This window comes from Vibrio sp. YT-19(2023) (genome assembly GCF_033337395.1).
Map to the genome: position 1 here is coordinate 117,251 of NZ_JAWOQN010000008.1, position 21,172 is coordinate 138,422.

The window sequence follows — 21,172 nt, forward strand, 5'->3', positions numbered from 1 at the left end:
TTTTTCGATTATAGTCAGTAATAAAGACGCCTACAATTCCGCTACATCCCAGACTTCATCATTCAAACAGGAAATCGATATGGAATTTGTAACTCTTGCGTTATTAGGTGTGATTATTGTCATTAGCCCTGGCGCAGACTTTGTTTTGGTATTAAGAAATAGCTTAAATCAAGGACGAAAAGCAGGCGTATACAGTGCGATTGGTATCAGCATGGCGATCAGCATCCACATCGCTTACTCCATGCTAGGGATCAGTTACTTAATTTCACAAAACGAATGGTTGTTTAATCTCGTGCGCTATCTTGGGGCCGCTTATCTTGTCTACCTTGGGATTAAAGGAATATTCTCCTCGCAGCCTGCGTCAAACTCAGAAACCATTCAACAGAGCGAGTATTCAATGTGGCGATTTTTCATGCAGGGATTTCTGTGTAATTTACTCAATCCCAAGACGATGCTGTTTTTTCTGAGTATTTTTAGCCAAGTGATTTCTCCCGACTCTAGTCAGCAACACATCGCCTTGTTTTACGGGATTTATATGATTGCGCTGCATGGTATTTGGTTTTCTATCGTTGCTGTTTTATTCACGTCATCCCGGCTACAAGCTTTCTTGTTGAAGATTAAGCATCGACTCAATCAAGCATGTGGGGCGGGATTAATCATTTTCGGCGCAATGCTGGGCTTAAAGGTGTAGTGCGCTTGCGGTCCGATTACCCCAGTTCAAATTGATCATTGAACAAGTGGCAGTAATCAAATAAAAATCTACATTATCAATACTTTAAATTAGAAAAAAACAGCCAACGTGCGCTGGCTGTTTCGATACAGTTAATGGATGACCCGAGCGTCCCCTTTAAATAACTGAGACAGATCGATAGTGAATATCGTCACTGTCGGACGTTTAGGCAGAGCATTTTCGATCGAAAACTCTGGCCCAGCTGGAACGAGGGGGAAGTGAATAGCAGTCGGCCACGTTGACGAAGCTTCATTACCGCCCGGCTCAGATATTGAGAAAGAAAACGCAGGTAAACGGGTCATAACACTTACCTCAAATGACTGATTAGCGGGCTCAAGCGAGCCCGCTTAGGCTTTGCGATGTTATTGTTATTTTAACGCTTACTTAATCACTAACGGTTGATGACGTTAGATATCAAGTTCTTTGTCTTCAACGTGGTTGGTGATCATCGCTTCAGTGGTGATCATCAAGCCAGCAACAGACGCAGCGAATTGAAGCGCTGAGCGTGTTACTTTCGCAGGGTCCAAGATGCCCATTTCGATCATGTTGCCGTATTCACCTGTTGCAGCGTTGTAACCGTAATCGGAATCACCAGCTTTGACAGCGTTCGCCACAACAGAAGCTTCGTCACCTGCGTTAGTTGCGATTTGACGAAGAGGCTCTTCCATTGCACGTAGCGCAACTCGGATACCCACGTTTTGGTCATCATTGTCGCCTTTTAGATCCGCCAATTCTTTCGCGATCTTAGTTAGGGCAACACCACCACCAGCAACAATACCTTCTTCAACCGCTGCGCGAGTAGCGTGTAGTGCATCGTCCACGCGATCTTTCTTCTCTTTCATCTCAACTTCGGTTGCAGCGCCGATCTTGATCACCGCTACGCCGCCAGAAAGCTTCGCAACACGTTGTTGAAGCTTGTCTTTATCGTATTGAGAGGTGGTTGTTTCGATTTGTTTTTCAATCGAAGCCACACGATCAGCAATCGCGCTTGCTTCTGCTGCGCCACCCACAATGGTTGTTGTGTCTTTGGTGATGGTCACTTTCTTCGCACTACCTAGTTGCTCTAACGTTGCTTTTTCGAGCTCTAGGCCGATTTCTTCAGAGATGACCGTACCAGCAGTTAGTACCGCAATGTCTTCCATCATCGCTTTACGGTTGTCACCAAAGCCAGGCGCTTTCACCGCGGTCGCACGCACGATGCCGCGCATGTTGTTCACAACCAATGTCGCTAGCGCTTCACCTTCGATTTCTTCAGCAATGATCAATAGCGAACGAGAAGATTTCGCCACTTCTTCTAGTACAGGCAATAGCTCGCGGATGCTGCTGACTTTTTTGTCCACCAATAGGATGTAAGGGTTGTCTAGCTCGACGCTGCCATTTTCTTGGTTAGTGATGAAGTATGGCGACAAGTAACCGCGGTCAAATTGCATACCTTCAACCACAGACAATTCGTTGTTTAGACCTTGGCCTTCTTCAACCGTAATCACGCCATTGCGACCCACTTTCTCCATCGCTTCTGCAATGATTTCACCGATCGCGCGATCGCTGTTTGCAGAAATGCTACCCACTTGGGTGATAGATTCTTTGTCGCTGCATGGCTTAGACATTTCACGTAGTTTCTCAACCGCCGCTTCAGTGGCTTTGTCGATACCACGTTTTAGGTCCATTGGGTTCATGCCAGAGGCTACCGCTTTAAGACCTTCATTGATGAAAGATTGCGCCAGTACGGTAGCGGTCGTTGTACCGTCCCCCGCTTCATCATTCGCTTTGGACGCCACTTGTTTCACCATTTGTGCGCCCATGTTTTCGAACTTATCTTTCAGTTCGATTTCTTTCGCTACAGACACGCCATCTTTGGTGATGGTTGGCGCGCCGTAAGATTTATCAAGCACAACGTTGCGGCCTTTCGGGCCTAGTGTCACTTTTACTGCGTCCGCCAGTAAGTTCACACCTTTCAGCATTTTTTGACGTGCGTCATTAGCAAATAATACGTCTTTTGCAGCCATGGTTATCTCCTCAAAAAACTACTACAAAAATAATTACTCAACGATTGCTAACACATCAGATTCGGACAGAATTAAGTATTCTGCGCCGTCAATTTTCTCGGTTTTCACGCCGTAACCGTCATTGAAAATGATTTGGTCGCCCACTTTGACTTCCATCGCAGCGCGTTCGCCATTTTCAAGACGTTTACCTAAACCAACAGCAATGACTTTCCCGCGGTTTGATTTTTTCACCGACTGAGAAGTTAAAACGATTCCCCCTTCAGATTTATTTTCCACCTCTTGTCTTTCAACAATTAGCTTGTCATTTAAAGGACGAATTTTCATTTTTAAGTGCCTCCTACTTGGAACCAAAAATAAAAGACAAAATAAACATCAAGATGGATTTGCGAGTCGACAGCTCGCTTTCGATGAAAATAATAAGGTCGAAAAATTAGAGTTCAAGAGGTGAATTTGATAAAAATTTTTTATTAAATTAAATAAAAATTTCTATCGAATTATCGCATTCACAACTACTTAGCATCTCTTTATGATGGAAAATATGCTCAATCAAATCTAGAGTGGTTACGTACTCTTAAAAAGGATAATCAAACAATGAAAAAGGCCGTATCTCTATTTCTTGCAACGTTGTGCGTGAGCTTCCTCTCCCCCAACGTGTCGGCTTCTGAACGCGCTGAACAAGGGTGGCAATTGATTGACAAGGGCGCGATTATTGTCGATGTGCGCACGCCGCAAGAGTTTTCTGAAGGGCATTTGGATAATGCCGTCAACTTCCCTTTATCTGAACTTGATAAACATTTTCAAGACGTCGATAAAGATCAAGCTATCGTGTTGTACTGTCGCAGTGGTAACCGCTCTGGCAAAGCGTATCAATACTTACAAACGCAAGGCTTTACGAATCTGCACAATGCAGGTGGCTTAGAAGAACTACAAGACGCCAAATAGTCGTCTCCGTTCTAATATACAAAGTAAAAGCACAGAGCGTGTCGCAAGCGTATTGTAACGCGCTCTGTTTCTAAATACTTATCTACAACAACTCTATTTTGGCCCTGCATCAAATTGAGTCAGGTTATCCGATATCTCGAGCCACGGCGCTTTCGACGCGACAAAAATATGGAAATCAGGCTTGTGAGAAGGTGTGTCATCCAAGATACCAAGGCGAATATTGACGATCCCATTGTTCTTTTTCGAATACAGACTTGATCCGCAGTGGCGACAAAAGCATAGCATGGTATTTTCGCTTTTCTGATAAGTTTGAATATCTTCTTTCCCTTGGATAATAAGCAGTTTATCCAACGCAATACCACCGGCAGATGAATAGTCAGAACCTGTGAACTTGCGGCATTCAGAGCAATGGCAATTTCCCATGTACTTGAATTCATCAGCCACTTCCAACTTTACCTTGCCGCACAGACATGAGCCTTTTAGTACTTCCATTTGAATTCCTTTTTGTTATGAATCTAATTGAATTAGATGGCTATCTCGACACCATGCCACTGCAATACGAAAAATTAAAGACAGGCAATACAGGTTTTCAAAAATGAAACGAAAATGTAAAACATTCCATTCAGAGGGAAGTGCGCTCGACACGTGAAAAATCGAGCTATTTTAGATACAAAAACACCAAGCAATAACGCTTGGTGTTTACCTCACAGAATGTCGCCTCAGAAAAGGCGCTTTCCGCTGTGCTTAAAAAATGCAGTGTTTAGTAAAGCTGGTCGCTTCGTTTGCAGTCCAGTCACCTTTCGGCTTATCTTTCAGGTTTTCACACCATTGCTCGCTGCCGACACCATCTTGCAGAACACAATGCTTTGCAAAGTCTACCGCGTTGTCTGCTGTCCATTCTGTTTTTGGCTTATCGCGCATGTCGTTACACCAGCCTTCAGTGCCCACTTCATCACTACAAGCGGTCAAAGCAGAAGCCGCCAACATCAGCATGACTAGTTTTTTCATAAATTTAAGGTTCCAGTTGCAAACAATAGTAAAATTAAACTCAATCTCTTCAACACATGCCCATTCAAGTGTCTGAATAAAGGCGTCACTAGCTGAAGTGACTTTTGTATCAACTATAACGAAATTATCAGTCTACGTGTTAAGACACCGAAAAATTATTGAGCGACTCTGTGTAAAGCGCGCCATTCTAAAAGCTATAGGCAGCGCGCTTTTGTTAGCTCACCAACCTTAAAAGAGCCAGTACCAAAGCACGCTAAACGCAGCTCTAATGCCATTTGTTCAAAGTGATCGACGACAGACTGCGTGCTGATCGTCGCAGCTTTTAATACCGCACCAGCTTGCCCAATGAGATTAGCACCCAAATGAATGGCTTTCGCCGCTTCAAGTCCGTTATGAACACCTCCCGAGGCGATCAAGGGTAATGTAGGATGCAGTGCGCGGATTTGAGCCAAACATGTTGCTGTAGGGACACCCCAATCGCGGAAAAGCTCGGCTGCACGCTGCATTTTCGGATTATCTTGGCAATACCCTTCAACCGCACTCCAGCTTGTGCCACCCGCGCCCGCAACGTCAATTGCATCCACACCAGCATCAATTAATCGCTGCGCAACGTGTCCGCTAATACCAAAACCGACTTCTTTGATAATGATAGGAACCTTCACGCGAGATTTAAGCATCTCAATTGCCTGGAAAACACCAACCCAATTGTGGTCGCCATTTTTCTGAAACGCTTCCTGCATTGGATTAACGTGCACAAACAAGGCATCGGCTTGAATCGCCTCAACCGCACGTTGCGCATTATCGAGTTTACCTTTATCGAGCAATTGAGCGGCTCCAAGATTGGAATACAACGGTACTTCTTTCGCCAACTCACGAATGGTTTTACCCAAGCCCGAATGCTGACTTTCTTCTAAGCTAATCCGTTGCGAGCCCACACCCATGGCAATACCTAATTCACTTGCTGCTTCAGCTAGACGACAATTGATCGTTTCTGCGTCTTTTGCTCCGCCAGTCATCGAGCTAATCAAAAACGGTAGCGCTAATTGATGACCAAGAAACTCTGTCGATAAATCGATCGCGTGAAAGTCACATTCTGGCAGCGCACAGTGTTCAAACTCGACAGACTCAAAACCCGCCGTTTTATGCTTCATGCTCATATCATGATGTAAAACAGCATCTAGGTGTAAATCTTTTCGGTTAGTTTGCGGAGCCATAATGTCACCCTAAAGTAAAACAGTCGCGCAGTATTGCGATCCTTATCAGTAACGTCAATGCGAATTTTGTGAATTTGCCGGATTACTTTTCCGAAACGAGTAATGAATCTCGACTGCCCCTGACATTATAAGAAAAGAAACTCGCTTTCCGTTTTAAACAAGCCGGCAAGTTTCTCTTCAAATTGAGATAATCAGCGTACGATACCCATGATGAAAATGGATCACATTGCTCTGTAGTTTACTTTACGCTGTCCGACAGAATTAGCGACACAACAGTGCTTGTCGTCGTTGGTTCAAACTGTTCGGGATCATCACAGAATTGAATTTTTCCTTTTTCTTCTACATGGAACAGCGGTACAACTGAACTACCTTTGTGATGCGCTAAATAATCTTGATACGTGAAGTTATCGCTCAATTTCGTGTGTTTAACCTCTGCACCACGACTTAACATACTGGCTAGCTGGGTATAGCTTACATTGCCGCCCATCAGCAATTTACCATGGTACTCCTGAGCCACGGAGTGCTTCTCGCTGCCATTGCCGTTGGTTTTCACTTTTTGTAAGCAGTGAACTTTATCTTCCCCAAACTCGTCGACGAATTGCATGCAAGCCATAATGTTGAAATGCTGATCGGGCGTTAATGCAACCACTTGTCCAACTCCTATCAAGTTCAAGTTGTCGTCCGCGTGACTAGAAATAGGGTTGCCGTAATAGTAATCCAATCCCAACATACGAACCTGACTGATGTACTCCCAGTTTGAGTCAGTCATTAATACGCGGCGGTCATAACGCGCCAGCGCCTGCCCTATTTCTCTTGCTACTCGGTTAGCACCAATCAACAAGAAGCCGCGTGGTGCTGGCTCTGCAACGCCCAACGTCAGCGCTACAGGACGTGCCGTCGCACTTTGTAACACGACCGTTCCTATAATCACCATGAAGGTCATAGGGACCAGTAAAATCGCTTCATCAATGCCGTATTCGGTCAATTTGATCGCGAAAAGAGACGAAATCGAAGCAGCAACAATACCGCGCGGTGCAACCCAAGACAAAAACAGCTTATCTTTAAGACGCAAGTTGCTGCGGAAGGTTGAAAGAAAAATCGATAACGGACGCGACACTAACTGCATAAATACAAACAACAATAACGCACCGCTACCTAGCGCAGCAAAATCATCCAGACTGATTCGAGCCGCAAGGAAGATGAACAATCCGGTGATCAGTAAAATGGTTAAATGCTCTTTAAAGTGCAGAATTTGCTGAATATTGATGTCTTTAGCGTTTGCGAGCCACATACCCATTACGGTGACGGTTAGTAACCCAGCTTCAGACTCAATGTGGTTAGAGACCGAAAATACACCTAGAACCACCATCAAAACCGCAAATGGCTGCAAATATTCCGGTAGCCAAGAGCGACGCATGATCGTCGCAACTGCATAGCCTGAGGCCGCACCTAGCATGACGCCGACAGCAATGATCGTCCCAAACACTTCGACGCTATTTATCGCGCTGTGAGATACGATAAACTCGTAAACCATCACAACAAAAAGCGCACCGAGCGGGTCAATCAAAATCCCTTCCCATCGCAAAATGTTAGCAAGCGTACTGTTAGGTCTTACGGTTCGTAGAAGTGGCACGATGACCGTCGGCCCTGTTACTACGGTTAAGCTGCCGAACAACATGGCAAGCTCCCAAGTAAAGCCGAGGAAATAGTGTGTTGCGATACTGGTCGCCGCCCACGAAATGATCGCCCCGATGGAAACAATGCTCCATACCGAACCACTCACGCCACGAATTTCTTTAAAATTTAAGGTCAAACTGCCTTCAAATAAAATCACTGCCACCGCCAAAGAGACCAACGGAAAGAGCAAATTACCTAATATCTCATCAGGATTTAACCACTGCATAAATGGCCCGACGATCAGCCCTGCCAACAACAAAAATAAAATCGCTGGCAAACGCAATCGCCAAGCTAACCATTGGCAACCTAAACCAATAACCCCAACCGCTGACAGCACCAGCGCTTCATTACCCACTTGCATCAATAATTACCTGTTTTTGTCTTTTTTCGCGTGAATGCGCTATACCCGAATACATTCAGCCTTACGGTCAGATAGAAACTACCGAACGTGCAAATCAAACGACTGACCTTCGATGACATCGCTACGAAACGCACATGTTTGAAGTCATTTGGCGATCGCATCAGAACTATGAATATAGTTGACCCCCAATGACTTAACGACTCATTTTTGTTCATCAGGTCTTAAAGTGGCACACAAGTGTGCGACTTTGTCGAATTCATCATTACGCATTGAGTTTCATTATGTAGAATGATTTCTAAAGAAAGCGCGGAACCTAGCACTATATGAGGCTAAGGCATAGAGCATGAACTAAGCTTTAGCGTAAGTGCTCAAAGTTAAGAATCGTGGGTCACGCGACGTACGCAAGGAGAAATGGATTGTACGTAATACTAGCACTGTTCATGGCGTGTCTCGCCATCCTCATCGGAGTGAAAGCCGCCAACCGAGCTGCACTTTTAGAAAAAGAACTAACCAAACTTCGTGAGGAAGTCACATCACTACGAGCCAGTGTCCATGGGGGCTCAAGCCCACAAGTGCACCAACAATCCAGCATCGAAAAAGACACACCATCTGTAGCGACGTCACCTCACATAGAATCACAACAGAAAGATGTCTCATCCTCTGGGGAACATGATCCAGCTGCCAACCTAGACTTGGACCAGAGCGCTGCGAATCAAGGGTACGCCCAGATAAGAGAAGTGCAACTGGATGTTTTTAGTCAAGAAAATGAGTCATTCCTTCAGAGTAAAGTTCAGAGCCTGCTTAGCAACATCCAAGAAAATTGGTTGGTTTGGGTAGGCGCATTGGCCATGCTGATCGGTGGAGGTTATCTCGTACAGGTGATTGGTAGTCACATCCAGTTTTCGCCATTTATGCGAGTGTCCTTTGCCTTTGTGATCTCATTACTTATGGTGCTTGTTGGCGAGTGGTTTCACCGTAAAGAACAACAGAATCCGCAGCGGGCAGCACGAGCCCAAGGCTTTACGTATGTTCCTGCTGCCGTTACCGGTACGGGATTAACGGGCATTTACTGCACCGTCATTTTTGCCTTTGTGGTTTATCAAATGCTAACGCCAAGTATCTCGTTGATCATTTTGGCTTCAGCGGCATTTTTCAGTTTAGCATTATCATTGCGACAAGGGCCGTTAATGGCCGTGCTTGGCTTAATTGGTGGCTACACAGCACCACTGTGGATTGGAGGTAGTGAACCCAACTACTTTTTGTTAGCCGGATACATCTGCGCGATTTCGTTCGCGGCGACCTTATTGATGCAAAAAGTGCGTAGGGCATGGATTACGCCAAGTATCGCGATTCCACATGTCATTTGGATGTTGCTGTTGATTGAGAGTGTACCAACAGAACGGTTGTTCTCGTGGCTCGCGATTTATCTCTCCATCACTTTGTATCTCATTTTCGCGGTTCCGAGAATGGGTTGGATGCTCAATCCTCGCTTTCGTCACTATCAAAGCAAGTGGACAAACTCGCCGACCGCTACCGCTCTCGCAACTGCTTTATTGACCTTTTCTGCCGTCACCAGAATGCCGGATCTGAACACTCTACAAATGGCGTACTGTTATGCGCTGCTTGTTGCGATCATCTGGCTACCAGCACTTCGTACAGGCTGGTCATTACGTGTATTTTTGCCATCTATTCTCGTCTCAGCAACCGCGCTGATTGTTCTTACCATCGCTTTTGATGCGCTGTATATGTTAGAGCGAGAAGCTAGCATTCTATTCGCATTGGCGGTGAGTATTGCACTGATCGGCTATCGAACATATTGCCAATCACTTAGTGACCGTTCGCAACTCAGTGGGCTGCTTCTGCTGGTACTGGCTCCCGCGATGAGCTTAATTACGTTGCTTTATGTTGACGAATTTATGCAAGGCTACCTGTGGTATTGGACTACCTTCTGCGCATTGATGGCCACTTACTATGTTGTGCTTGGTCAGCGTGCACGTTCGTTGGCATTAGAATGCTCTGCCGTTATGCATGCTTTAATCGTAGGTATCGCTTTTGTTTGGTTGAGCGATACTTGGTTAACAACAGCAATCTCAATACAAGTTGCGATAATGGCCTTACAGGCTCAAGTCGGGTTATTTCGACCTGCGAGTTGGGCGATTAAAGTGGCAATGGGAATACTGGTTATCCGACTCACGCTGCTACCTTTCATACCCGAATGGCAACCGGTAGAAGCTGGGCATTGGGCTTGGGTTCTTGTGAGTTATATGCCTTCTCTCTTCATCTTGTCTTATGCTCGTTCAACACTAAAACAAGTGGACCGAGAACTGACCAACTGGTTTGAAGGGGCGTTTTTACATGTATTCTTAATGGCATTGTTCACCCAAACTAACTACTGGTTAACGGGGCAATATGGTTACTTGGGGCACATCGACTTCACAAGTGCGGCAGTCTTTGCCAATCAAGCATTAGTTATGGGTTTGGTATACAGCTACCGCAGCCAATTTGCGCAACGCTTAAGCCGTATCTACGAAATCTATAGTTACTTGCTTTGGTGCGCGTTCGCTATATTGATTATTTTGCTTAATACGGCAGAATCGCCGTTGGTGGCTGATAACGTCTCGGCACAAGCACTTCCCATCTTTAACATGCTGAGTATCGGCTGGCTGTTACCAGCTTGCATCCTGCTTATCGCAACGTTTAAGCGCTGGAATACGTTGCAAGTTCATCGATTTGCGATTGCTAGTCTAGGCTTTTTACTTGCAGCCATTTGGTTGGGGATGTCTATCCGTCAATTCTGGCAAACCACATCGATGATGCTGTATCAGCCAACCAGCATGGCAGAGTTGTTCAGTTATTCAGTGGCTGGCTTGCTCGTAGGTGGATTGCTGACTTGGCGCGGCGTGACCCAACAGGGGCTGATGATGCAGCGTGTCGGTCTAGTGGTCCTTGCCTGTGTCGCACTGAAAGTATTCTTATGGGATGTGAGCTCTCTGGATGGGTTCTGGCGAGCGATAAGCTTCTTAGGCTTAGGTGCGTCTTTGATAGCACTTGGATGGCTATTCCAGAAATTGAATCGTTCGGTGGCAAAAGCTCTCGAGCCCTAGACGAGTCGAAGAGAGATTCCCGACAGTGCGCTGTTTTCGTTATTGGGGGACGATAACAGTGTAAAGCCGGGAATCATTGGAGTGTTCGTTACTTCAGTAAAGCGACCACAGTATGACGACGCACGTTTGCTTGCGCATTCAATGCCTGAAAAGTCGAAGTAAACTCGCCAGACTTTTGCATGAATCCATCCAGTTTTGCATTCACCTCATTGACTGAAAGCTGTGCGGTTTTGGTTTGGATAGAACGCATTTGAGTATTCAGTTCACCATGAAAAGCTTTCGCTTCCTGCAAGCTCGTTTGAACTTGTTTCAGATGCTGATTTACTTTGGCAATCGTCTGCTTGATGCCGTCGCGTGAGCCTAGATCAAACCCGAGCTCCGCAATACCATCTGGCTCAGACTTTAAGTTCAAAACGTTAGGCTGTCCCGCAGGGAATCGGTGCCCTTCCCCCGTTACCATCACCTTTTGCTGCATTTGTTGATAAGCGTTGTCTCTGGCTTCAAATAAAATGCTGCCATCATCGGCTAATGAGGCTCGCATTCCTAACGCAATCAAGCTGCGATCCAGCATTTTGACCGTTCGCTCACCGTCTGATTGTCCATCAAACTGAATCATCACCGCTTGACCTTGAGGAAAATCCAAACGGATTTGCTCGGCCTTGTCGCTTAAGCGATGAACATTCAAACCTGGAATAGAAAAGCGACGAATATCCGCTTTATCCAGTTTTAAATGCAGTTCGTTATTTAGGACTTTCTGGCCATCGAAACGTGCTTGCTCAACGACTTTTTGGATGGTGGCTTTAGAGCGAACCAATGTATCCTGCAAACCAGGAACATTTTGTACGCCTTGATTAATAGCTTGCGTCAAACCACGTTTAATTTGCGTGAGCTCTTTGCCAATCACCTGCAGCGATTTGGACGCGATCTGAACCGCCGTGGCTTGCTGCTGACCCTGTGTAAGCTGAATACCAGATACAGAGTAGGCTGACGCAGTGTCAGCCTGAATTCGCCCCGGGCGCGGTTTAATTGCCGTACTTGAGTCTGCAGAACGGGTCGGCATGATAGAGGCTTGTTCTTGTCCACCTAAGCGTATGCTATGGGGTCTAACCTCTACTGTACTCATTACCATAAAAAGAACTTCCTAACCTTATAAACGGTCAAACAGCGACAAACCATCGATCTTCACATAGCTTGCTTGCGTTGCTTGCAAAGCGGCCATGTAATTACTCAATCGTACCGACGCTTCACCATAGTCCAGAGCAGAGAGGTCTCCAGATACTTTGTCAACGAACAGCTTGTTTTCACTGTGCGCGCCACCAACAAGATCTAAGTTGTTGTGTCGACCACCAATCTCAGTCATGGTCCCTAGTACGTTTGAAAAAGTATCGTCGATAGCGCTGATACTCGCCTCAACTTCAGCTCTGAAGTTGGCGGTAGGGCTCTCAAACTCTTTGATCAGCGCATCAATTTGGTTAAGCACGTTATGGCCTCCCCCAAGGTCCAATATTTCTTTTGCAGTCATATTGGAATCCATCGTGACACCTTTAGCAATTGTTACTACGCGCTTGTCACTATTACCTTCAATTACGTAGCTGCCGCTCGCTTTACTTACAGCCGCAGTATCCGTTTTAGTACCAGAGAAAAGGTAGTGCCCTTCTTCATCCTGCGCGTTAAAAGACGACTCAATAGAGTCACGGTAACTCTTAAGCTCTGTAATCATACCGCCACGACTTTCGTCAGTAAGAGAGCCGTTCACACCCCAAAGCGCGATGTCTCGCATGCTTTTTAAGCTTTCTTTGATCGAATCTAAATGGGTTTCTTGACTCGATAGCGTCGTTTTTACGTTTTCAATATTGTTTTTGTACTGAGCAATCGCACTGGTTTCTCGGTCTAAGTTAAGCAACTTGATCGAAGCCATTGGATCATCAGACAGCTTGGTTAAGCGCTTGCCAGTAGACATCTGTTGCAGAGCTTCGCCTAATCCCGCGCTATTGCTCTGCAAGCTGTGCAACATCATTTGACTAAATTGATTGTCACTAATTCGCATCTAAACTTTCCTCTTAGAATAACTGCAGAATAGAATCGAGCAGTTGATTTGCTGTGCTGATCACTTTCATGTTGGCATTGTGCGCATTAGCAAACATCATTAGGTTAGCCGCTTCTTCATCGCTGTTTACGGAACTAACATTATCGCGAGCTGCGTGCGCTTGCTTGTTCATGGCTAACTTCGCTTGATAATCAGCATTAGCTTGGCGTGCTTTAATTGCGGTTTGACCCACCATTGAACTAAAGGCATCGTTCAAGCTTACTGAGCCGTAACCTGATACCGCCACTGGCTTGTTGCTTAACTCGATCAATGATTGCAACGCATCTGCGTTACCAGGTGTTCCATCACTTGAGAACGCAAGCTCATCTGGAGTTAGCTTGGTAATATCCAAACTGGCTGCAGGGTTTGCTGGGTCATAGCTGAACAAAGGTTTACCTGGGTTGCCATTTAAGTCTTTGCCAGTCGCAAGCACGGCGTTGTATTCATCCGCGAGAGCTTTCGCCATGTCATTCAGAGCCAATTGGTTTGGTTTCAACACTTCGGTTTGATAGTCATTAATCGCACCTAATTTGCCACCAAGCGAGTCACCAATCGCAAAGCTTTGATTCGAGAACGTGACGTGTAAGTCCGCTAAGTAAGGATCACTCGGGTCAGGAATGGCTTCCAGTTTGCCATGGTCCGTACCCATCACAAGCGGTTGACCAGAGGTTAGTGTGACCTGAACACTGCCGTCATGCTGCTGTGTTGTTTTGATTTCAATGGTTTGAGATAACTCACCGATTAACCTATCTCGTTCATCCATTAACTGTGATGGGTTACCACCTGTACCTTGCATCTCTACCAGTTGCTTGTTCACCTTCGCGATATTTTCCATAAGGCTATTCGCGTGGTTAAGCGCTGCATTACGTTGGTCGCTCATGTCTTTATGTTGATTGTATAAAGACTCGGTAAGCGTATTAAAACGGCGGGCCAAAGCTTCAGATTCGTTAATGATCTGCTGGCGGTAGGGTATGGATTCTGGCTTAACGGTCGCATCGTTAAGCGCGGCGTTTAGTGAGTCCAAGCCAGCCGATATACTGAAACCATCGGCACCAAGCGTATTCTCCAGCTGACTCATGTTACTGGTGTATCCAGATGCGTATGCCGCCATACTGTTAGTCGACCACGTTTGCTTAATCAGAAATTGATCAGTAACGCGGCGAATGCTAGTGACTTCTACCCCTAAACCTGGACTTAAGCGATTGGCTTTACCATCATCGACAGACGCCATCAACGCTTGTTGACGACTGTAACCCACGGTATTCACGTTTGCCACGTTTTGCGCGGTTACGTCTAGGGCCACACGGTTCGCGCCTAAACCTGAAAGGGCAATATTAACTAGGTTCATTTACAGCTCCATTTTTCTGATCAACGGCTGAGAAAACGCGGTAGTCATACCGGCCTCACCGAATACCTGTTTAACAGAGGCGACAGCTTGAGAAGCGGTATTAAATAGGCTTGAATTCTTCTCCACCTCTTTAGAATCTACTTGTGAGATAGATTCAGAATTCGAACCTTTACCATCGTTAGCGGATGAGATGTTGCGCGCAGCATCGAAAGCAACCTCACGCATAGACGGGCTCAGCTGCTGGATGAGCATATTGGCAATGCCTGAGCTCTGTTTCTTTGCTAGTTCCATCGCCAGCTGACCGTCATACATATCACGGAACACCCCTTGTTGCTGACTGGCAAACGGGCTGTCTTTATCAGCAAGAGCGTCACTACTGCTGCGCATTTGGCGTAACACCATTTGTAGGAACATTGCCTCAAATTGACCTGCGACGACTTCAAGTGCGCCTTCTTGATCACGACTATGCTTGATGTTAGCCAATGCACTATTGTCGTGATAAAGCATCGAATTTAACTGAGTTTGTTCATTGGTACTGTCTAGCTTCATCCTTAACTCCTTATATCACGACCAATTCAGCGTTCAATGCACCCGCTTCACTCAAAGCTTGCAGGATAGACATCAAGTCTGTAGGCGTGGCACCTAAACTATTTACCGCATTAACTATGGTGTTAAGTTCCGTGCCTGGAGGCCAAATCACCATCTGAGCAAGATCTTCATTCACATCAAGGTCCGTTTGGTTAACGACTTTCGTATCGCCATTTGCAAACGCATTAGGCTGACTAACTTGTTGTGATTCAGAAATTCGCACGGTCAAGTTACCGTGACTTACTGCTGCTTCACTCACTTTGACACTCTTACCGATCACTACGGTGCCAGTGCGAGAGTTAAAGACAATACGAGCAGGTTTACGGCCTTCAACGACGCTCATTTCTTCAAGCATCGACATCATGACGACACGCTGCTGTGTATCTTTTGGTGCACGCATATCAATGCGCGCTTTATTGATCGCAACTGCAACGTTAGGCCCAAAAGTGTTGTTAATTTCACGCGCAATATTTTTTGCTGTAGTGAAGCTAGGCTTGCGCAGGTTTAGGGTGATTTCATCACGTTGGTTGAAATCGGTTTTGATTTCTCTCTCTAAAGTCGCACCATTCGGAACGCGACCCGCCGTTGGTGTGTTTACTTCTACTTTGGAGCCACTTCGCCCCTCTGCAGATAAGCCGCCCACAACCACGTTACCTTGCGCAATCGCGTACACTTCGCCATCAATACCACGTAAAGGCGTTAGCAATAACGTACCACCGCGAAGGCTCTTTGCATCACCGATTGAAGACACAACCACATCCAACGTTTGTCCTGGGCCTGCCATTGGGTCAACGGACGCTGTCACACTCACAGAAGCCACATTTCGTAGCTTAGGGTTCATACTGTCATCAATTTGAACCCCAAACTGACGTAGCATGTTGGTAATAGATTGAGAGGTAAATTTCACTTGGTTTCGGTCACCTTGGCCGGCTAAGCCAACTACCAAACCATAACCAACCAGTTGGTTTTCTCGAATGCCGCGAACATCGACCAAGTCCATGATCGGAATTTCCGCTTCAGCACGTGAAGTGCCTGGTAGTCCCAAGGTCAACACCAATAGGAGAGACATAAAGAAAGATTGCATTGTCTTCATTAGAAAGGTACCCATGGGCTGTTGAAGAACTGAGTTAGCCACCCGGCTGCGTTGCTGTCAGCTAGCGCTCCGCGACCTGCGTAGGTAATTCTTGCATCAGCAATTCGTTGAGAAGAAACTTGGTTACTGCGGTTAATATCATCCACACGGACGATACCGGTTAGACGAATAAACTCGTCGCCTTGATTCAGACGAAGCCATTTTTCACCGCTGATACGCAATACGCCATTAGGTAATACTTCGTGTACCGTTACCGTAATGGCACCTTGAAGCTTGTTGCCTTGTGAACTTGATGCACTGCCATCGAAGTTACGTTTGCCATCCACGCTAACCCCTAACTCATCGATAGTTTTCGTGCCTATGGTCGGCGCCACAAAGTTAATTGCTGAACTTTTACCGAACTTAGTACCCGCATTTTTACTCGATGAGGTTTCTTCTGATAATTGAACCGTTAATACATCGCCAACTCGGTAAGCACGACGATCCTGGAACAGAGTCATCGTGTATTGGTGACGATAAAGGCTACCAGATTGGGTTTCCGGCAGCGTGTAATCGAGCGTTGGTGGTGCATATTCCTCAGCATTCGGCTCAGGCGGAATAAATTCCTGACGGCCAGCACATCCCACCAGCAACACGGCGGCTACTGCCCAACTCTTAGAAAGCCATTTCATTGCTTTTTCCTTCATCATCACCAATTTCATACTTACATTGATTGCGAAACAAACTTCAGCATGTCATCTGCAGCAGAGACCACTTTCGCATTCATCTCATACGCACGTTGAGTGGTGATCATGTCGACCATCTCTTCTACTACTTGTACGTTTGACCCTTCCAGTGCACCTTGCTTGATAATGCCGGCACCATCAGCTCCTGCAATCAGCTCATCAGCTGGACCGCTGGCTTCCGTTTCACGGAATAAGTTGCCACCCATGGCCTCTAAGCCTGCTGGATTGATGAATTTTGCAAGTGTAATTTGACCAAGCTGCTGAGGTGTTGGATCGTCTGCTGTTGTTGTTGTCACGGTGCCATCAACACCCACAGAGAAAGAGACCGCATTGTCAGGGATCTGGATTTGAGGCTCTAAAGGCAGGCCCTGACTGTTCACCATTAAGCCTTCTGAGTTTCGATGGAACTGACCATTACGTGTATACATGATCTGTCCATCCGAGTTTTCTATTTGGAAGAAACCCTGACCCATTACAGCAAGATCCAACTCTTGCGTTGTGTTTTGGGTATTACCTTGCGTGAACACTTTTTGTGTGCCAACAACGCGAACACCGCTACCTAGCTGAATACCACTTGGTAGTTCGTTAACTTGGTCTACTTGGGCGCCTGGTTGACGCTGAATGCTGTAGAAAAGGTCTTCAAATACGACTCGGTCACGCTTAAAGCCAACCGTGTTTACGTTTGCTAGGTTGTTAGAAATGGCAGTCATCTTCGTGTCTTGCGCTGCCATGCCTGTTTTACTTACCCATAATGCTGAATGCATTTTTTACTCCTTGCGGGGCGAGACTTAGCTCGCCGCCATTAATTTGTTACCAGCTTTTGCTAGAGTTTCCGCCGTTTTCATCATGCGAACTTGCATTTCAAAGTTGCGCGTCAGCGACATCACACTAACCAATTCATCAATAGCAGATACGTTACTGCCCTCAATGTGCTCAGGAGAGAGTTGCACGGTTTCATCTGCCGCGAATGGCACGCCATCTACGCTGTGCAGCAAGCTATCGCTCTCTTTTTGCAGTTGATTAATTTCCGGTTTAACCAACTTCAAAGTGCCTGCCACAATTTCTGCACCGCCACCTGGTGGGATCACTGAGACTTGACCACGCTCGCTGATTTCAATCTTTTGATAATCCGGCACAACCAAAGGACCATTGTCACCGAGGACAGGGAACCCATTGATTGTTAGAGCGCCAAAAGTATCGACCTGAATATTGCCTGCACGGGTGTAAGCTTCGTTACCCGCTGGGGTTTCTACAGAGAGATACCCCTCACCCATAACCGCAACGTCCAACGGACGTCCTGTTTTCACAATATCGCCAGCGTCGAAACGTGTTGAAGCAGAGTTGGTCACAACCATAGTGCGACCATCAAAACCTGGGCCTTGCATCTCTACACTACGCACACGCTCCATATCCGCTCGAAAACCCGCAGTATCAGCATTTGATAAGTTGTTTGAACGAACGTGCTGCGCTTTAAGAACTCGGCTGGCACCCGACGTTGCCGTGAATAACAAACTATCCATGCAAAACTCCCATTACACCGCGTTAAACAAAGCTTGAGTAAGCTTGTCGCTGGTAGAAATTGTCTTTGCGTTTGCTTGGTAGTTGCGTTGTGCAGTCATTAGAGCAACAAGCTCGCTGGTTAAGTCAACGTTAGAGCCTTCTAATGCGCCCGGAGTTAGGTCACCCATCGTACCTGACCCCGGAACACCCATAATTGGAGCACCTGAGCTAAAGCTTTGAGTCCATGATGTTCCACTCACTTTCGCTAAGCCTTGTGTGTTTGCAAAATCAGCAAGAACAACCTGACCTTGTAGCTGTGATTGGCCGTTAGTGTAAGTCGCGTAAACCATGCCGTTACCTTCAACGCGTACACCTGCAAGTTCACCTGATGTGTAACCGTTAGGACTATTAGTACTTACGCCAAAAGCTGCACCAAATTGCGTGCTGCCTTTCAGGTTAATGTCTACACTCATCGCGTTCGCGCCTGCTGCAGGGAATGAAACATTAAACGGCGCAGTTGGTGTTGAAAGCGAGCCATCTTTACCAAACGTTACAGGCACAGTTGCTACTGGCGTCGTACCGCCATCTACTTGAACGTTCACTTCCCACGAGTTAGAAGCAGTCTTAGTAAAGTACTGAGTTACCGTGTGCGAGTTACCCAATGAGTCGTAGACTTTTGTTGTGTAAGACGAGTTAAATGAGCTTGGATCTTTTGGATTGAATGGCGTTACGGCTTTATCAATAACAGACGCGCTTGCGTCGAAGTTCGCAACAAAATCTAAGCTGTCTGTTGCTTTAGCATTCAGTGAGGAAGTCGATACCTGAATATTACCCACAGAACCTGTCATTAGGTTGTTGTTGCTATCGACACTGTAACCTTGAAGCTTTGCACCGCTGTTAGCCGTAACAAAGTTGTTCTTATCCGTTGAGAACACACCTGAACGTGTGTACAACATTTGACCCATATTATCTTTAGTAACAAAAAAGCCACCGCCATTAATAGCTAGGTCCATCGCACGGCCAGTTCCTGTGATACTGCCGTCTTTGTCGAAGTTCTGTGAAATTGACGCGACTTCCACACCACCAGGTTGCATGCCGTTGTATACAGCGGAGAATTCTGTGCGCCCACCTTTAAAACCATACGTTGATGCGTTGGCAATGTTGTGGCTGATTGTGTTTAGCTCTGTGTTGGTCGCGTCCAGACCACTTAGTGCGATGTTAAAACTCATAAATAGACCTCTGATTTCCGTATTTGGTTAAGCACCAAACTGAGTGATTTGATAGAAAGGAACGTTGCCAACGCCATGGACATTGACTAATGCTGCGCCACCGGTATTTGGAATGCGCACTTGCTCAACAGTGCCTGCCATCAGCACATTTGGACTTGCTTGCCCTTCTTGCACTTCTACGGCCACTGAGTATTTGCCTGGTTTAAGACCAAGTTCTTCAGGATTAATTGAAAAGTCGACGTCACCTTTGCCGTGAGCACCTAGTGGCACTTTAGTTGATTGACCAAATTCATCTTTAACAACTAACGTGACTTGGTTTGAGCTATGAGCGAGTTCGATTTTTCCGTTTTGTACGTCTTCACCAAGCTGAAATTCATCCGCGTTGACGTAAACCGTTTGCCCAACAAGGCCCGCTGTTGATAGCACTTGCATGTTGTCCAGTAACACCATGCTCTGTTGCATTGTCTTAGACATATTCTCGGTACTTTGTACCTGCGAGAACTGAGCCAATTGACCAACGTACTCCGTACCATCAAGGGGATTAAGTGGGTCTTGGTTTTGAATTTGAGCCACCATCAAAGAAATAAACTCATTCTCCAATGAAGAAGCACTGTTCATGTCTTTAGGGTTTGGTGAGATACCGTTGCTGTCTTTTGCTTTTGTATTTACTGGAGCGTCAGACGATAAAGGGGTGTATTGTGCAATACTCATTAGCTACCCTGCCCTAATCTAAGCAGACCTTGCTGCATACTTTTTACATTGGCTAATACTTCAACATTCGTTTCGAAGCTGCGTGTTGCGGACATCATGTCTGCCATTTCAGCAACTACATCAATATCTGGGTAAAACACATAGCCTTCATCATTAGCCAGTGGGTTGTTCGGCTCAAAACGCTTCTCTGCATCTCCAGCATTTTTAACAACGTCAACAATGCGAACTTCTGCATTGGGATAAGCTCCATTTTCTGTTGTCATTTGCGTTTTTTGGTACACAGTCGCAAATACTGGCTTAAGCGCTTTATAAGCATCTTCTGGATTTGCAGATACCGCATCTGCGTTTGCTAGGTTACTGGCTACCGTATTAAGACGCACAGTTTGTGCTGTCATCGCGGAACCAGTGATCGAGTAAATATCAGTGAATGACATAATTAACGTCCCTCAATCGCTTTCGCTAAGCCATTAAATTTCATGTTGAGAAACGTCAGGCTAGTTTGAAAGTCCATGTTGTTTTGCGTGAATTTTGCTTGTTCAACACCAAGCTCTACGGTGTTGCCATTTTTGCTATTCTGGTAAGGCACCGAGTATTGGGCCTGAACCTGGAACTTTGGCACCGGTTTGTTCACACCACCTGCCGTTACTTGGTTCATTACGGTGGTGAAACTTAGGTCTTTCGCCAAATACCCAGGGGTGTCAACATTTGCTAGGTTACTGGCGAGGACTTTGGTACGCTGAACGCGAAAATTAAGTGCTTCTGGATGTACTCCTAAAGCATTTTCAAATGTGATCGCCATGCATCTTCCTTACAGTTGGCTCGAATACGCCAACATACAAACAAGATACGT

Annotated in this window: 22 protein-coding genes; 3 read left to right on the plus strand and 19 right to left on the minus strand. The window is 46.0% G+C overall.

Annotation, left to right across the window (positions count from 1 at the left end):
- Positions 1 to 79 precede the first annotated feature (79 nt).
- Complete coding sequence (locus R7E78_RS08125) at positions 80 to 691, plus strand: LysE family translocator (RefSeq protein ID WP_318057820.1); 612 nt, start codon at positions 80 to 82, stop codon at positions 689 to 691.
- 131 nt (positions 692 to 822) lie between these two features.
- Here the strand turns inward: R7E78_RS08125 and R7E78_RS08130 are convergent, their stop codons facing one another.
- From R7E78_RS08130 to R7E78_RS08140, 3 genes are all read right to left on the minus strand, one after another.
- Positions 823 to 1,032: a hypothetical protein gene (locus R7E78_RS08130; RefSeq protein ID WP_005373984.1), complete on the minus strand. Its 210-nt coding sequence runs from the start codon at positions 1,030 to 1,032 to the stop codon at positions 823 to 825.
- Between the two features lie 105 nt (positions 1,033 to 1,137).
- The gene (groL, locus tag R7E78_RS08135) at positions 1,138 to 2,736 is read right to left on the minus strand and encodes a chaperonin GroEL (RefSeq protein ID WP_318057821.1); all 1,599 of its coding nucleotides are present in this window, start codon (positions 2,734 to 2,736) and stop codon (positions 1,138 to 1,140) included.
- 33 nt (positions 2,737 to 2,769) lie between these two features.
- Positions 2,770 to 3,060 carry a co-chaperone GroES gene (locus tag R7E78_RS08140; protein WP_005373989.1) on the minus strand — a complete coding sequence of 97 codons (291 nt, stop codon included), beginning with the start codon at positions 3,058 to 3,060 and terminating at the stop codon, positions 2,770 to 2,772.
- A gap of 267 nt (positions 3,061 to 3,327) precedes the next feature.
- On the opposite strand from R7E78_RS08140, the gene R7E78_RS08145 reads away from it, so the two are divergent.
- Complete coding sequence (locus R7E78_RS08145) at positions 3,328 to 3,678, plus strand: rhodanese-like domain-containing protein (RefSeq protein ID WP_318057822.1); 351 nt, start codon at positions 3,328 to 3,330, stop codon at positions 3,676 to 3,678.
- Positions 3,679 to 3,771: 93 nt separating this feature from the next.
- Here the strand turns inward: R7E78_RS08145 and R7E78_RS08150 are convergent, their stop codons facing one another.
- The 4 genes from R7E78_RS08150 to R7E78_RS08165 all read right to left on the minus strand — a co-directional run bounded on the left by R7E78_RS08150 (position 3,772) and on the right by R7E78_RS08165 (position 7,938).
- A complete protein-coding gene (locus R7E78_RS08150) occupies positions 3,772 to 4,170 on the minus strand; it encodes a GFA family protein (protein ID WP_005388696.1) in 399 nt (132 codons plus the stop codon).
- 252 nt (positions 4,171 to 4,422) lie between these two features.
- Positions 4,423 to 4,686 carry a DUF3012 domain-containing protein gene (locus R7E78_RS08155; RefSeq protein WP_005373992.1) on the minus strand — a complete coding sequence of 88 codons (264 nt, stop codon included), beginning with the start codon at positions 4,684 to 4,686 and terminating at the stop codon, positions 4,423 to 4,425.
- Positions 4,687 to 4,880: 194 nt separating this feature from the next.
- On the minus strand, positions 4,881 to 5,900 hold the full coding sequence (fni, locus tag R7E78_RS08160; RefSeq protein WP_005388695.1) for a type 2 isopentenyl-diphosphate Delta-isomerase: 1,020 nt from the start codon (positions 5,898 to 5,900) through the stop codon (positions 4,881 to 4,883).
- A gap of 238 nt (positions 5,901 to 6,138) precedes the next feature.
- Positions 6,139 to 7,938, minus strand: a complete 1,800-nt coding sequence (locus R7E78_RS08165; protein WP_005373994.1) for a cation:proton antiporter — start codon at positions 7,936 to 7,938, stop codon at positions 6,139 to 6,141.
- 440 nt (positions 7,939 to 8,378) lie between these two features.
- Between R7E78_RS08165 and R7E78_RS08170 the strand changes: the two genes are divergently transcribed.
- Positions 8,379 to 11,042 (plus strand): DUF2339 domain-containing protein, encoded by a 2,664-nt coding sequence (locus R7E78_RS08170; protein WP_411913754.1) that lies wholly within the window; start codon positions 8,379 to 8,381, stop codon positions 11,040 to 11,042.
- Positions 11,043 to 11,130: 88 nt separating this feature from the next.
- Here the strand turns inward: R7E78_RS08170 and R7E78_RS08175 are convergent, their stop codons facing one another.
- Genes R7E78_RS08175 through flgB form a run of 12 tightly spaced genes read right to left on the minus strand, consistent with a single transcriptional unit; the run spans position 11,131 to position 21,121 of the window.
- A complete protein-coding gene (locus R7E78_RS08175; RefSeq protein WP_186585500.1) occupies positions 11,131 to 12,171 on the minus strand; it encodes a flagellin in 1,041 nt (346 codons plus the stop codon).
- An 18-nt stretch (positions 12,172 to 12,189) separates the two neighbouring features.
- Positions 12,190 to 13,089: a flagellar hook-associated protein FlgL gene (gene flgL, locus R7E78_RS08180; RefSeq protein ID WP_318057824.1), complete on the minus strand. Its 900-nt coding sequence runs from the start codon at positions 13,087 to 13,089 to the stop codon at positions 12,190 to 12,192.
- 13 nt (positions 13,090 to 13,102) lie between these two features.
- Positions 13,103 to 14,476: a flagellar hook-associated protein FlgK gene (flgK, locus tag R7E78_RS08185; RefSeq protein ID WP_005374000.1), complete on the minus strand. Its 1,374-nt coding sequence runs from the start codon at positions 14,474 to 14,476 to the stop codon at positions 13,103 to 13,105.
- Complete coding sequence (locus R7E78_RS08190) at positions 14,477 to 15,025, minus strand: rod-binding protein (protein ID WP_005384422.1); 549 nt, start codon at positions 15,023 to 15,025, stop codon at positions 14,477 to 14,479.
- Between the two features lie 10 nt (positions 15,026 to 15,035).
- Positions 15,036 to 16,172 carry a flagellar basal body P-ring protein FlgI gene (locus R7E78_RS08195; protein WP_086026720.1) on the minus strand — a complete coding sequence of 379 codons (1,137 nt, stop codon included), beginning with the start codon at positions 16,170 to 16,172 and terminating at the stop codon, positions 15,036 to 15,038.
- The gene (flgH, locus tag R7E78_RS08200; RefSeq protein WP_017635111.1) at positions 16,157 to 16,828 is read right to left on the minus strand and encodes a flagellar basal body L-ring protein FlgH; all 672 of its coding nucleotides are present in this window, start codon (positions 16,826 to 16,828) and stop codon (positions 16,157 to 16,159) included. Before flgH ends, R7E78_RS08195 begins: the two co-directional genes overlap by 16 nt.
- A gap of 32 nt (positions 16,829 to 16,860) precedes the next feature.
- A complete protein-coding gene (gene flgG, locus R7E78_RS08205; RefSeq protein WP_005374008.1) occupies positions 16,861 to 17,646 on the minus strand; it encodes a flagellar basal-body rod protein FlgG in 786 nt (261 codons plus the stop codon).
- 24 nt (positions 17,647 to 17,670) lie between these two features.
- The gene (flgF, locus tag R7E78_RS08210) at positions 17,671 to 18,402 is read right to left on the minus strand and encodes a flagellar basal-body rod protein FlgF (protein ID WP_005374009.1); all 732 of its coding nucleotides are present in this window, start codon (positions 18,400 to 18,402) and stop codon (positions 17,671 to 17,673) included.
- A 12-nt stretch (positions 18,403 to 18,414) separates the two neighbouring features.
- Positions 18,415 to 19,611, minus strand: coding sequence for a flagellar hook protein FlgE (gene flgE / locus R7E78_RS08215; protein WP_017635110.1), 1,197 nt, complete (start codon positions 19,609 to 19,611; stop codon positions 18,415 to 18,417).
- 27 nt (positions 19,612 to 19,638) lie between these two features.
- Entirely contained in the window at positions 19,639 to 20,322 is a 684-nt protein-coding gene (gene flgD, locus R7E78_RS08220) for a flagellar hook assembly protein FlgD (RefSeq protein WP_005384410.1), read from the minus strand.
- Entirely contained in the window at positions 20,322 to 20,756 is a 435-nt protein-coding gene (gene flgC, locus R7E78_RS08225; protein ID WP_005374012.1) for a flagellar basal body rod protein FlgC, read from the minus strand. Before flgC ends, flgD begins: the two co-directional genes overlap by 1 nt.
- 2 nt (positions 20,757 to 20,758) lie before the next feature.
- Positions 20,759 to 21,121, minus strand: a complete 363-nt coding sequence (gene flgB / locus R7E78_RS08230) for a flagellar basal body rod protein FlgB (RefSeq protein WP_005374013.1) — start codon at positions 21,119 to 21,121, stop codon at positions 20,759 to 20,761.
- Between the last annotated feature and the right edge of the window lie 51 nt (positions 21,122 to 21,172).